Annotated in this window: 9 protein-coding genes; 2 read left to right on the top strand and 7 right to left on the bottom strand. The window is 33.8% G+C overall.

Going from position 1 to position 14,565, the window contains the following annotated elements; genetic code table 11:
- Entirely contained in the window at positions 1-417 is a 417-nt protein-coding gene (locus tag IGI65_RS01805) for a DUF2871 domain-containing protein (protein ID WP_438773056.1), read from the top strand.
- Between the two features lie 168 nt (positions 418-585).
- Here the strand turns inward: IGI65_RS01805 and IGI65_RS01800 are convergent, their stop codons facing one another.
- Both IGI65_RS01800 and IGI65_RS01795 read right to left on the bottom strand, forming a co-directional pair.
- Entirely contained in the window at positions 586-2,445 is a 1,860-nt protein-coding gene (locus IGI65_RS01800; RefSeq protein ID WP_438773055.1) for an LTA synthase family protein, read from the bottom strand.
- Between the two features lie 760 nt (positions 2,446-3,205).
- Entirely contained in the window at positions 3,206-6,532 is a 3,327-nt protein-coding gene (locus tag IGI65_RS01795; RefSeq protein ID WP_438773054.1) for a CDP-glycerol glycerophosphotransferase family protein, read from the bottom strand.
- Positions 6,533-6,744: 212 nt separating this feature from the next.
- Here IGI65_RS01795 and IGI65_RS01790 point away from each other — a divergent pair, with 212 nt between their 5' ends.
- The gene (locus IGI65_RS01790; RefSeq protein WP_438773053.1) at positions 6,745-9,039 is read left to right on the top strand and encodes a CDP-glycerol glycerophosphotransferase family protein; all 2,295 of its coding nucleotides are present in this window, start codon (positions 6,745-6,747) and stop codon (positions 9,037-9,039) included.
- A 776-nt stretch (positions 9,040-9,815) separates the two neighbouring features.
- On the opposite strand, the gene IGI65_RS01785 is transcribed toward IGI65_RS01790, so the two are convergent.
- From IGI65_RS01785 to IGI65_RS01765, 5 genes are read right to left on the bottom strand one after another with little or no spacing between them, the layout of a single operon-like run.
- Positions 9,816-10,646: an ABC transporter substrate-binding protein gene (locus tag IGI65_RS01785; protein WP_438773052.1), complete on the bottom strand. Its 831-nt coding sequence runs from the start codon at positions 10,644-10,646 to the stop codon at positions 9,816-9,818.
- Positions 10,646-11,593, bottom strand: coding sequence for a prenyltransferase (locus IGI65_RS01780; RefSeq protein ID WP_095006427.1), 948 nt, complete (start codon positions 11,591-11,593; stop codon positions 10,646-10,648). The genes IGI65_RS01785 and IGI65_RS01780 overlap by 1 nt, the downstream gene beginning before the upstream one ends.
- On the bottom strand, positions 11,590-12,408 hold the full coding sequence (locus IGI65_RS01775) for a carbohydrate ABC transporter permease (RefSeq protein ID WP_438773051.1): 819 nt from the start codon (positions 12,406-12,408) through the stop codon (positions 11,590-11,592). The genes IGI65_RS01780 and IGI65_RS01775 overlap by 4 nt, the downstream gene beginning before the upstream one ends.
- On the bottom strand, positions 12,409-13,281 hold the full coding sequence (locus IGI65_RS01770; RefSeq protein ID WP_071864129.1) for a carbohydrate ABC transporter permease: 873 nt from the start codon (positions 13,279-13,281) through the stop codon (positions 12,409-12,411).
- Positions 13,274-14,551: an ABC transporter substrate-binding protein gene (locus IGI65_RS01765; protein ID WP_438773050.1), complete on the bottom strand. Its 1,278-nt coding sequence runs from the start codon at positions 14,549-14,551 to the stop codon at positions 13,274-13,276. Before IGI65_RS01765 ends, IGI65_RS01770 begins: the two co-directional genes overlap by 8 nt.
- Positions 14,552-14,565: the final 14 nt, after the last annotated feature.

Here is a 14,565-nt window from a genome sequence, read left to right as displayed (position 1 = left end):
ATGAAAAAAGTAATGAATACAGCCATGATCTATTTTATTTTAGCAATGGTGGGGGGCGTTTTTTATCGGGAGTTCACGAAATTCAATGATTTTACCGCACCGACCACATTAGGTGTAATCCATACACATCTTTTAGCATTAGGAGTTGGCATCTTTTTATTGGTGGCAGTCTTATTTAAAATCAGCAATTTGACAGAAAATAAGTTGTATCGTCGGTTTTACCTTTTATACAATATCGGTTTGCCTTTAATGGTTATCATGATGACTGTTCGCGGTGTATTTCAAGTCTTGGGCACAAATTTAAGCCGGGGGATGAATGGCATGATTTCTGGTATTGCAGGCTTATCGCATATCACCGTGGCAGTAGCGTTATTTATGCTACTTTTTGCAGTGAAAAAGGCATTGAGTGAAGCGTAGTAAGGTAATTGTTAGGAAAGTGGATTATTAAGAGCTAAGTGAGTTTTCTACTAAAAAGAAAAGCCAACTTAAAGTTCAAATAAGTAGTTTATAACTAATTTATTTGGCTTTAAGCTGGCTTTTTATTAATTTTATGATCGGATAAGAAATTTTCAACTAAAGTGTTCGTTACTGTGGAGTTTCTTGCACTATTTTTTCTACTTTAATCTTATCGTCGTAATAAGAAGAGCGTTTGCTAACTTCAAGATTGAATTGTTCAATACCTAGTTTTTCCATAAGCGTTGGTGTGTCAGAAAACAAATTCGTCCCTAAACCTAAACGATCTCCTTCAATTTTAACACCTAGACTTGCTAAGGTTGTTGGAAAAAGATCCATTGTATTGAATTTTCGATTTTTTGTATTTTGCGTTTTTATTGCAGAATTATCAAAAAGGTTGAAAACAGTCCGGACATAACTATCTGGCGTTGAATTGAAGAAGTCTTTATCCATCGTTAAGTGATCGCCTGCGACTATAATCGTTGTATTTTCATAAAAAGGTTGTTCTTTGGCCCATTGAACAAAGCGTGTAATCAATTCATCAGAATAATGAATAACGTTACTATATTTATCATCAAAAATTTTTGGCGTTTTGTCTGTCATTAGACCATCTTCAAAATGAGTATCAGCAGTCAATAAAGTAAAATTAAATGGCTTGCTTTGGGCAGCCAAATCGGTCGTAACTTCTTTGGCATGTTCTAAAAGTTTTTCATCTTCATATCCCCACCAAACTTTGTAATCTTGTGGAATCCAATTAAACTCTTTAGCCGAGTTATAATCAACTATGTTGTAATTTCCATGCTGAGAAAAGTATTTATCTCGCCCTGCAAAAGAACTATTAGACCCCAACATAAATGTTTGATTGTAACCTTCAGATTGGAGTATATCCCCTAGAGAATAAGCACCAGGTAAAAATTGTTCAACCGTATTACCAAAGCGATTCGCATCACTACTGGTTTTTAGTGGTACTCCTGCTGTTTGAGCAACCAGACCACCAACAGTAAACCCAGTTGCGGGTGTGGCAACGGCACCTCCGTACAAGTCTGAATTTGAAAAGTTAATATCACCTTGGTCTAGTAGATTGGTTAGTTGGGGCAATAAGTTTTCTTTTTGACTGCCACCATTGTCTTTAGACATATAGCTAGACTCTAGAGACTCAGCGAAAATATAAATTAAATTGCGCTTTTTTTCAGGAAAGGTTAGTTTGGCAGTTTTTGGATCAACGTAATCTTCTTCGTAAATTTTACTTTTATCAATGAAATAAGCTTTGACATCGGCATAACCAATTTTAGATACACCGCTGAAGACACCAGCGCTTAAAACACCAGCAGAAATGACAAAAAGTAGCAGTGCTTGCATTACAAGCGGAAGATGCAAATGTTTGTTTTGAGCGAAATTTTCAAATAAACGCATTGCCACAAGAAAAATTAAGGTAATCAGCATACCAAAAAATAATGCTGAGGTGAGTGGGCCAAAGAGATAGCTAGTAATTTGACTTTCATCTGTTCCTTCTAGAGGCTGGCTAATAGTATAAATAATTTGATCGATTTTTATATTTCCAAAACGTTCCATCACCCAGTTACATGAAAAGTAAAAAAGTAACGATATGGTAGTAAAAAGAGAAACGATCAAAAGTGAAACTCGTGTCCCGATGGAGCTGCGATTAAATCTTTTAGTCTGATTTTTTGTCTTTTTATCTAAATGATTACTGCGGTCAGACATAGATAGAGATAAGACAGAAACAACAATTGCTACAAGCTCAACAATTAAGAATCCCTTTGTAAAATGGAACAAATCAGGAAAAGTAAATAGTGATTTGAAATCAGAGAGCATATGAAATTTATTTAGAAAATACATTGCTGCTATCAGTAAAAAAAAGCTAAAAAAAGTTATTATTTTCCAATTTATTTTTTTACGAGAAAGGACTTTTTTCGCCAGTAAGTATTGCAAGGCCCAATAAAAAAACAAGCCAATGATTAATAAATAAATCACATGAACCCCTCCAAAAGTGATGAATAAGTTGATTAATTAAATCAAAGTTATCTCAATATGTAATTCTCACAAGTATTTATTATACCTTATATGAAAAAAATTAGAAGTATTCCCAATAATTATTTTACCTTTTTTAAAAAAATGATAGCGATGACAAATTCATGCCGCTTTTAGTTTAAAATAACGATGTTTTGAAAGTGATAGTGGGAAATATTATAGGAAATAAATAGGTATTAACAAAGGGAATCGCATTTACAGGTGAAATTGTTATACCAATGAATAGACGATATAAAGAAGTAAGAACAAGGACTATGGAAACTAATCTTAGAGATAAGCAAGGTTTATCCGCTACCAAGTAGGGACTGACAAGTATTTTTAATTTATGGATTCTCAAAGATAAAGGTGAAAAATCTATCAAAAATTAGCTGAGACAAAAGAGACTGGTAATTTATTTTTGTGAGAAGCAGATTGTGCTCGTTTAATGGATTATACGAAGGAAAATCAGAGTTTTTTATATAAATGCAAAGATAGCCTATATCATTCCAAAATATTATCTTATTGAATTAAAATTATAGAAAAACTAGATATTACTACAATATTGACCCATTGAACTATAAAAGATAAATTTTACAAATAAATATAGTGTGGAACTATAGAGATAATTTTAAATATGAAAAACTCCAACAGAATTTTAAAATATCTGTTGGAATTTTTCATGGAGAACAGCGGCTAAAAAGTGATTTATAAAATTACTTAAGACCTATTCCGGATTAATTTCTTGATAAAAGTTATTAATTGCTTGGGAATTATAGGCTAAATAATCAAATTTTTTGAAAGTTCCACGGAATTTGAAAATACGTAACATACCTTCGTAGATATCATCAACGTCTGTTCCATTGATTAACATTCCATAAGTTTCGTCTTTTCCAATAACTTGTATATTGGCCGGTATATTGGAAGCTAAGATTTTCATGCCTAATGTTAAGCTCTCTAGCAATACCATTGGTTGACCTTCATAAAGAGACGGAAGGACAAAAACATCTGCCTGAGCTACAAAAGAAAAAGGGTCTTGTATATGTCCTTTTAAGAAAATAGCTTTGTCTAAATGCAAATCAGCAATTTTAGCTTTCAGTTGAGATTCTAAAGGTCCTTTTCCTAATATATATAGTTTGGAATCAGAATAATTCTGATGAAACTTAGCAAAGGCCTCAATTAAGCTCAATTGATTTTTTTCAGGCGAAAGCCTTCCCATTGTAATAAAGTTAAAACCGGTATCCATTTCTTCTTTAACTTTTACCTTAGATTGATTTGATAAAGATTCATCAACTTTTTCTTTATACCTTGCCCAAGTTATAAAATCAAGATTGTCAGTTTCAGTATATCCAATAACTTGATTGTTAATTAAAAGGCGCGCATACGCCTGTTTATTGACAAATTGTATTTCATTTACGAAAAGGGGAGTATCTTTATAATCAGTCAATACTTCTTCTAAAATTTGTGAACCGGTACTTTTTGGAGGTGCGCTATAAAGAGCAGCAGATGTCGTTTTTTTTACTTGTGCATAGATTTTTGTAGCAATTAAGGTATCAGAAAATCCAATGTTTCGTTCTCTATCTATTTTTTTAGCTCGAGTATTAAAATACAAAGCTAATGGAGAGCCGGGAATTAGGGAGTGTGTTCGAGTTAAACATCTAACAGCGATAAAGCCGATTTCTTTCCCTAAATAGCGAACTCGATAATAATTACCTTGGTCAGTTTCCCATAATTCTGTTGCTTCAAGGTATTGACCCTTGAAATATTCTAATTTAGTCCGTGCTTCGCGAGGAGTGCCATTCCAATTTAAATGCTTCCAAACACGGTATGAAAGGTAACGAGAAACGGTTCCAATTATATGAATGTTTTTTTTGTTTATTACAATTAGGGGTCTTTCTCCTAGTAAATTGCTATCAATCCAACCTACATACATTCCATTAATCGATATTTTACTATAGGTTTGATCACCAAGAGTACATTGTGCGAATTCTGATACTCTATCTTTTTGTTTGATAGTAAACGTTTTTGCTATATCACGCTTAATATCAAACATATTTTTATAAACTTTTATTTCACCGTTTCGATAAAAAGTTAAAAATCTTCTATGAACTACAATATTATGAATATCTGTATGATTTGGTGTGACAAAGTAATTTGTATCTTCTTCAGAGTGTAATATTTTTTCAACATTGATTGTATTTATAACATAACCCATCTGACTTTCTGTTATATAAGGCATCAGCTTATCTTTGTTGACATTCATAGTCATAGGAGAGACGCTAAGTAACCGATCAAATTTATAATAAATAGAAAAGAGTGCAGTTAGATTTTTTAACATTGGCATTTTACCATTTACAGTACGATGTGCATCGGAATAGAGGTCGTTATGCATAAATGCACAATATTTATTTGCCTGTGAGCCTAGAATATAACGTCCCCAAAAGAAACTATAGCCACTAAAATCAATTGCGGTATCAAAGTTTATACCTGCAGTTAAACGATTTGTTTCCCGTCGATAACCGATTTCTGGATAATCTTTTCTCCTGTTTTTAGGTACGCCATTAGTCATAAACTCTCTATTTAATCGCCGTTCTTTTTTAGTCAAAATGTCTATTCCAAAACGAAAAAGTGGTCGAACTTTTTTATTCATTCGATTATAGTTATTTTCTACTTCACGAGAATTTGGAGGATTTCCAATAATAGTTACATCATATTTATCATAATCAATATTGTTTGTTAAGTTTAAGAAGCTTGTTGTAATTCCATTATCTTTCATTCCTCCAGGATAAAGTAAAAGCTTAATTTTATTAGAATTTACTTTTTTTATTGTAATCTTATTTGAGGATTGATGTTGAAAGATATAGTCAATATATCGTTTTGTTACTTGACCATCATCGTAAGGAACCATTTTTTCTTTTAATTGTTTATATTTCTCTTTGAAAGGTAAGATGCTTTCTTGGAGATTTTCAATTAATTGAACGAGTTCCTCAAGGTTTTCAGCAGAAGGTCCCGGCAGTTCGCTATCTTCTAAATACATTCCTCTTTCATATTCATATAAGTCTTTGTCCCAAACATAAAATAAAATAGGTCTATCAGTTACTAAGTAATCAAAAAAGATAGAGGAGTAGTCAGTAACTAATACATCAGTAGCAGCTAGAACTTCATTGGCATCGATATAGTCAGAAACCAGATGATTTTTGATTCGTTCGTCTCCATTTATAGTATCAAAAATGAAAGGGTGGACTTTTACTAATACTTGATAGGATGATTTAAATTTTTCAGCTAAAATTAAGGTTTCATTGATAATTTGTTCCACATCGTCATTTACCTGATTAACATTTTTACCTTTCCATGTAGGCGTGTAAAGTATAATTGGTAAATTTTGGTTTATTTTAATACCATAATTGCCAATTTTTTCAATAGCTTCATTTCGAGATATATTTATTGTATGATCAATTCTAGGGTAACCACCTTCTAAAATCTCTCCTTGATAAATATTATCTAATTTATAGCTATTAATAAAAATTTCGCTAGTGTGAGCATTTGGTGATAATAAATAGTCTGTCATTAAAAAGTTACGTAATACATTTTGAGAGGCGGAAATTGAAGATGGAATATCAAATCCCATGTATTTTAATGGTGTCCCGTGCCAAGTATTGATGTATATTTGTCCAGGTCTCTTGCTAAAAAATGATTCGAAAGTCGAATTTGAAATTAAATATTTTGCACTCAATAAAGCATCTACGTAGGGGATTGTTTCTCTAATCACAAACTCAACTTTGCTACGTAGTTCCTTTGGAATGATATTTTTAATAATATCTTTATCTTGATTAATAATCCAAACATGACGAAAATTTTTATAGGCTGGCTGACTAGATAGATATAAGAACATCGCATATGGAGAGTCAACAATTGATTTACCATCACGGGTTTCATAAACAATTTTATTGTTATCTATTGGCATAGACTCATAGTTTTCAGCATAATAAAATCGCATTTTTTGTCTTATAGAGGGTTTTACATGCGAATAAATTTTTTTAAGCTTCGTTTTCAAAATAATCTTCCTTTCTTATTAGTGTAATAAGATATTTAAAAATTTTTGAACATTTTAATATAAAAGCTCAAATCTCTTATAGTTTACACTATTTCTAATGTAAAAGAAATGTATAGAAAATCTGGAATAAATTGAAAAAATTTCAAATCCTGTTAGACTTATATTTAGTATAGTGTTGCATGAAGCAGGATTAATTAGAATAGGAAAATATTATGTCGATAGTTACTAAAATTAAAAATAAAATAATGTCTCCAAAAGAGCTGGCATACTTAAAATATCGTGAAAAAGATATTCAGAGAAATACAATATTATTAGAAGGGACTCATGGCCGTAATGTGGAGGGGCATATCTATGCGCTAGCTCTCCATTTGAAAACAAATTCTAACTATAAAGTAGTAGTGGCGATTAAAAAAGATGCTAAGATTCCGAATGAGTTAAAAGAGAATTGTGTGCAACATATGAGTGAGAAATATCTCTATTATTTAGCCACGGCAGAAATTTTAATTAATGATACATCTTTTTGGACATTTTTTCACAAACGAAAAGAGCAAAAATATTATATTTTTTGGCACGGAACACCATTGAAATGTCTTGGGAAATCAACGCAGATTCAGGGTTATGGAAATATACAACGAAATTTGGCTGCAGCTGATAAAATATTCGTAAACAATAAATTTACAAGAGACAAACTTGCTCAAGATTTTGGCATTGAAAAAATTGTACACAATGAATTTGTTATAGGGCCATCACCACGAAATTCAGTATTATTTGATGATAGTCGTGTCGTTAAAGACCGCATTGTATATATGCCAACTTGGCGAAATAATCGTAGATCTAATGATATAGCAGAAATGAGAGAATATTTACAATTACTAGATCATCAGTTGGATAAAGGAGAAGTATTTGTGAAATTACACCCTTACGAGGCTGACCAATTGAAAATTGATGAACTCAAACTTAAGCGGGTTAAAGCTTTTCCCTCCGATATTGAATTATACACATTTCTAGCGACTGCAGAAAAACTTATTACAGATTATTCTTCTATTATGTTTGATTTTGCAGTGACTAATCGAGAAATAATTCTGTTTACTTATGATCAAGATAAATACGAGGCAGAACGTGGTCTGTATTTTTCTGTAAATGAATTACCATTCAAACAAGTTAAAACAATTTCAGGTCTGGTAAAGGCTTTATCGGAAAAAAATGAAATAAATTTTAGAGATGTAAATAAAAGATTTAATCCAACAGATTCTGAAAAAGGGACGATTGAGATTACAAGTTTTTTGTTGAATAATACAAAAAACAGTAAAATACAACAATTATCCAATTGGAACGGAAAGGACAATGTTCTAATTTATGCTTATAAGTTTGATAATAATGGAATCACGAATTCGTTATTAAATTTACTTTCCAAAGTAGATTTAACTCAACGAAATTATATTATAACTTGGCCTGATGGTTTGATTGATAATATACGTGAGAAGGTGATTCAAGAATTTCCTGCTGGAGTATTTACTTTTATCGAGTCAGGAAAAACACAAGCAAAATTTTCTGAGATGTTTCAAACGTTTGCTTATATGGCTGAATTACCGTCAAATAGACAAATAGTTGAAAAGATGTATCAAAGAGATTTTGATCGTATTTATCCAAACTTGCATGTAAATTCTTTTATTCATTATCCAGGCTATGATCGGTCTTATGCAGTTTGGACTTGGGCGTTACAACCACTTGGAATAAATACTATGATATTTATCCATACGGATATGGAGAAAGAGTTTAAGGCTAATAAACACTTGAAAAGAAAAATTATTTATGAGGCGTATCAAAAGGCAAATCATGTTATTTGCGTGACGGATTCTATTGCTACAAAAATAAAAAGGGAAGTTCCCAATGCAAAAATAACTATCATGAATGTTATTCTTAATCCAGAACGAATTATTTCGTTAGCACAAAATCCATTTGATAAATCTATTCCGGAGAAATTAAGGAATGATTTTTTAAATCCCGATATTAAGGTATTGATTAATGTTGGACGTTTTTCAAAACAAAAAGGAATTGATCGACTTATCAAAGCATTTAATCAGCTTACTAATGGTAAAAAGACGAAGCTTGTGATAGTAGGAAGTTATGGTCCTGAGGAAGATTCCCTTCGTAAACAGATTAATCTGTCAGATAGAAAAGAAGATATTTATTTTCTGTCCCATTTGTCTTCACCTTATAATCTAATAAAAGCTTCAGATGCTTTTATTTTTAGTAGTCGCTATGAAGGATTTGGTATGGTGGTATTTGAAGCCTTAGCTCTTAATACCCCAGTCATTATGACGGATGTTCCTGAAACTGTAGAAGCGTTGGATGGACAAAAACAAACTGTATTAATTGTTGAGAATAGTACAGAGGGTCTTGTCATAGGATTAGAAAAGTTTTTATCGGGAGAAGTACCTAGACCAAGTTTTGATTTTAAAAAAATGTTAAAAGAGTCTATTGAAATTTGGAACACTTTATTTTAATGTAATAAGAATCGTATATAAGTTAGTTTTATTATATAGCTCTAAAAAATTTTTGTAAATTGCTGTAGATAAATTTTATAAACACACAAAAGGTATAGAACCTAAATAGAAATATCAAAAAAGTGCTTTTCTACAATGAGTGTCGTTGAAGAAATTCAATAGAATAATCAAGATATTTACACGGCTAGACAGCTCGTTTGTCTAGTCGCTTTTTTAGACTTAGTCCTCTAGATAGTTCCTACGTTCTATTGAAACACTGATTTGTAATTTATTCTTGTTGGTTTGACAACATCTATATTAAATGAAAAAAATTTCTTAAAGAATTGGTTCGAATTTTCAAATCCATTATTGTAAAAGATTCAAAAATAACTAATAGTCATCCGCAATACGCGTTAATCGTCCAAAAATTACAGGCAATAAAAAATATCGCTGGAAATACGATTGCAGTACAAATTTTAAAAGCAGATTTGATGGTAAAATGTCCGCGTCGGCGGGCGATGAAAGATGAATTTCAAAAGGATAAGCTATGAAAGAGATGAGGCAACAGTTACTAGTTACTATTTACAAATAAACAAAACTGCATCTCAAAATTAAGTAAAGTGGGCTCCCTTGGTTAGATTTTCTAATCTAACCAAGGGAGCCCACTTAAAAGTCTAAATTTTCATATTTCAGCTTTGTTTACTTTAATTATGCTTACGGTCTTTTGTTTTAGTTCATAAAAGATACTTTTCACTAAAATAAACCAGCGATAACCCAAGCATAGCTACTTGTATCACTTAAAACACGGCCTTTAAGCAATCTGCTGCTTGATACTTTTTACTAATTTTTCCACTTTGCCACAAGAAGTCAGCTAATAAGTTGAAGTCTTGGGCTGAATAATTGTGCTGTTTTTCAAAGGTAAAGTGGCGGATGTTTTCTGCTGCTTCTTTGGTATATTGGGCAACATTTATTGCTTGGGCGACCTTTTCATCGCCGCTTAGTGCGTTAAAATCTTGTGCGGCCGCTTCTAATGCACGGTGGAAATTTACGACTGTTTCAGGATTTTGTTGGTAAAATTTGCGGTCAAAGCACCACATTACCATGTTTTTATCGGAATTTTTAGAGTGCCACAAAATTTCAGTATCTGTTTGGCTGGTTAAAATATCAGTGATAAAAGGTTCAATCGCCACCAAGGCGTCAATTTCACCGGCAGCTAGCATTTTAATGCGTTCGTAAGTATTATCGACCCAGACAATTTCAGGGTTGGTTAAAATGTTTTTTAAATCATAAGCCATAAAGAAAGGAAATAAACCTTTGCGAGCAACTCCAACCCGCATGCCATTTTTAGGGGAATCTTTTTTGGCTAACAGCTGGATTGTACGGGTTAAATCGGTGGTAACCACCGCATCTTTACCTTGTTCTCTATAGTCAAAGTAAAAAGTTAAGTCTCCCATCATCGCATCGACATCACCGGCCACAAAACTGCTTTTTTTAGCAAATTGGAATGTCTCGGCAATGGTTAAATCAACGGGGACGTTAAATTTTTCAAAATAGCCTAATTTATCGGCAAAAATTACCGGTAAAACAAGAGGATTGATTTTATTTTGAACTAAACGGATTTTTTCCATTAGAAGTACTTCCTTCCGATAATTTGGATGAAAAATAAAAGGCTCATCCACGTATTAAAATGATAAATTAACAGTAATGGTCGCGGCCCATACTCACGTCCCATTTCGGGGTAAACTGCTGGGATTTTCAAATAGTCTTTATACCAACGAATGTAGCCTTGGTGGTAAAAAATGAGGCACCCGATAAGAAATTGCCACCAGGGAATGGTTTGGCTAAGAAAAAGATAAAGCCAGCAACTAAATAAGATGATAAATTCTGGGATGACCAGTAAAATGGCATTGCGAAAACCGATGACATGCGGCAGTGTTACCCGTACACCGCGGTCTTTTTCATAATCGCCGACGTTATTGGTGGACATTAAAAAGACAGTCAAAATCATGGGAATCACGCTATAAATTAAGAGTTGAGTATTGCCGGCACCCATTTGCACGCGCCCTGCTAGAAAACATGCTAGCCCCCCAACAAAAAAGCCTGAGACAATTTCGCCGACTGGATAAAGCAGGTAAGGTTTTGGCCCCAAGGAATAAGTGATTGCAGCGAGTAAACCAAGCAGTCCCCAAGCTAGTAGCACCAAATCTTTGGTTAAAAACACTAAAAGTAAACCACAACTTCCGCCAAGACCAATCATCAACAGTAAAACTAAGACAGCGTCAAAAAATTTGGCATCGCCACGAACGAGGCCTTCACTGCCTTTATGGTGGGTAAAAGTGTCTTCGTTTTCTTCTTTGGCTAAATATGCTCGCATTTCATTGGCTGTATTGGCGACAATATTAAAACAAAAGCCAGCGATAAAAAATAAAATGAGGCGCAGCCAATGAATTTCACCGGTTAAATAGGCGCCAAAAAAACTACCGCTTAAAACGGGTAATCCGGTCGCAAAGCCGGTGCGAACTTCCATGACCGTATAAGCACGTTTGGGAAATCCTTTCAAATAAGACCAGATCAACTTTTGACACCTCCTGCTAAACTTTCATAGATGTATTTTTGTAAGGCTAAAAAGACAATCAGCATCGGAATAATACTTAAAATAACCAAAGCACAAATAACTTGCCAGTTGGTTTGATTGGGTCCCATAAAGCGATAAAGGGCGGTAGCGACAGTGCCGTGCTCTGAGCCGGGTAAATATAAAAACGGAATATAAAAATCGTTATAAATACTAATCATTTTTAAAATAATTACCGTCCCAGTTGCCGGTCGTAGTAACGGAAATAAAATTTTTCGGTAAATTTGAAAATAACTGGCACCTTCTAGTAGGGCCGCTTTATCTAGTTCAACTGGAATTTTTTCATACATTTGCAAATAGACATAAATCATCACCACATCTGCGCCTAAATAGATAACAATAGGTGCAATTAAGCGGTCATAAAAGCCAAAAGCGGTAATAATTTTAAAGGTCGAAATTTGGGAGACTACCATTGGCACCATCGAAATTAGAAAGTAAGCGCCAATGACCAATTTTTTAAAAGGAAAGTCAAAACGATTTAAAACATAAGCGACCATCGAACCAATTAGCACACTGCCACAAACCCCACAAAAAACTAAAATAAAAGTATTGATAAAGGCTTGAGGGAGGTTACCGGTGGTAAAAGCGGTCCGATAATTTTCAAAATGCCACGTACTAGGTGGCGTAATCCCACGGGTGGCATTAAACTCTTCATAAGTTTTAAATGAGCCAAAAAACACCGTTAATAAAGGATAGCAGCAGATTAAAAACCATAAAATTAAAAAGCTATATTTGCCAACTTTTGCCAAAATCCGCATTTAATCAGCCTCCTTTTGAAAACGATGTTGGGCATAACTTAACCCAATTACAAATAACGACATAATCACTGCTAAAGCAGATCCTAAGCCGACTAATTTTTGTTCAAAGGCAACTTTCATCGTTTGCACTAAAAAAGTGGCGGTGCCATTGGAACCATTAGTCATAATTAGAGGAATCTCAAAAGCGGAAACAGCCCCAATTGTCAGTAAAATAAAGTTCAGTTTTAAAACTGTTTGAATATTAGGCAAAATAATATAACGGGTTTGTTGCCACAAGTTGGCGCCTTCTAAACTGGCTGCTTTTTGATAGACGGCAGGCAGACCTTGAATGGCCGCAAAATAGAGTAAAAAACTCGTGCCCAAGTGGCGCCATAATGAAATAAAAGCCAGTGTATAATTGGCGACAGTAGGATCTCCTAGCCAAAAGCGAATGTACTTACTTAAATGGAAAAAATGAAGCAGTTGGTCAAATGAGCCATCTGGTTCAAAAAACAGCCGAAAAATTAACGAGGTCGCCACGCCACTAATCATAATCGGAAAAACGATAACCGCTTTAAAAATATTTTTACCATAAGTTTTTGTCGCCAGTAAAATGGCTAACGTTAAGGCAATCACGATTTGCAAAAGCCCGGAGCCTAAATAAAACAGATTGGTCTTAAAGGCTTGCAAGTAGACAGGATCTTGCCAAATGGTGAGATAGTTTTTTAACCCGACAAAATTCTTTTCCGTGGCTAAGCCGTCCCAGTCCGTAAAACTGTTATAAATTAGCGTTCCAATTGGCAACAATCCGAAAATAAGCAACAATAAAAGCGGTAAAGAGAGAAAAAGCAGAATGGTCTGCTTTTCCTCTCTTTTTAGGCTGAGCTTATTCATGAGCTTTGGCTGCAGCCTCCCATTTTTTCTCAAGGCTATTCACGTAATCTTGGTAACTTTCATTTTGATCAGGATATAAGGCAATGTTAACTGTTTTTTGTAAAACATCAGTTAAACGACCAACGCCGACTTCATTTGCAATTGCAGTATATTTGGCTTCAATGGCAGGATCGGTTGCAGGCGCAGTTAAAATAACGTTATTGTCTTTGATTGCTTTTTGTTCAGTATTATCTAATTTGGTTTTAACTGGTGTCATTCCACCCATATCTTTAGCAAAACCAGAAGCAGGGTCAATAAAGAAATCTAAGAATGCTTTTGCGGCAACTTTGTTTTTTGAATGTTTGTTAATACCAATCACAGATGGGGCACCAAGGGCTAGACTGGTTTTACCATCTAATAAATGTGGAAACGGCATAATGTTAATCGTATCTTTGCTTAATTTTTGCAATGGCGCAACATCTTGTGAGCCACTCATTAACATCGCAATTTTACCGTCAGCTAATTGTTGTTGTGCTTGTTGGGTTTCTAAGGTAACGGGATCTTTTTCAATTAAACCGGCTTTGGCTAATTCATAAATAAGATCCATGACTTCACGAATTGGTTGGCCTTCTTTAAAGGCGGATTTACTTTCTACCATTTCTTTTTTGAAGTCTTCACCACCGTAAGAAGATAATGCACCTGCCCAAACAGCTAAACGTTGGTAGTTAGTGTAAAAAGGAATAGCACCTGTTTTTTCTTTAATGGTTTTTGCATCAGCGATTAATTCTTCAGTAGATTGAGGTAATTTCTCAATTCCTGCTTTTTTGAAGACTGCTTCGTTGTAAACCAAACCTAATGAGTTTAAAACGGTTGGTAAGCCGTAAGCTTTGCCATCGTAATCAGCTTCTGTGACATCAAGATAATCTTTTTCTAGCGCTTTTACAGTTCCTAATTCTTCAAAATACTTGCTGTAATCTTCTGGTTTACCGGCCATTGAAAAAGGAATAAATACGACATCCCCATAATCTTCTGTGTTCATGCGGTTAGCGATATATTGGTCATAGTCTGTACCAGCTGCTTCCCATTTAATATCTTTAATTTCAGGATATTTTTTCTTGAAGTCTTTTTCGATTTTTTCATACAGTTTATCAGCATCTGTGCGATTGGTTACAACAGTTAATTCACCGCTAACTTGATCGTTTTCTTTTGTGGCCTCTTTATTGTTGCTGCCACAAGCAGCCAAAAATAGTGTTGCAGCTGCCACTGTCAAACCTAAATAAATTTTTTTCATGTTTCTTTCCTCCA

Source organism: Enterococcus sp. DIV0755b (genome assembly GCF_051713765.1).
In the GTDB taxonomy this organism is placed as follows: Bacteria; Bacillota; Bacilli; order Lactobacillales; family Enterococcaceae; genus Enterococcus_C; species Enterococcus_C canintestini.
This window is presented reverse-complemented; position numbering and strand designations above follow the sequence as displayed.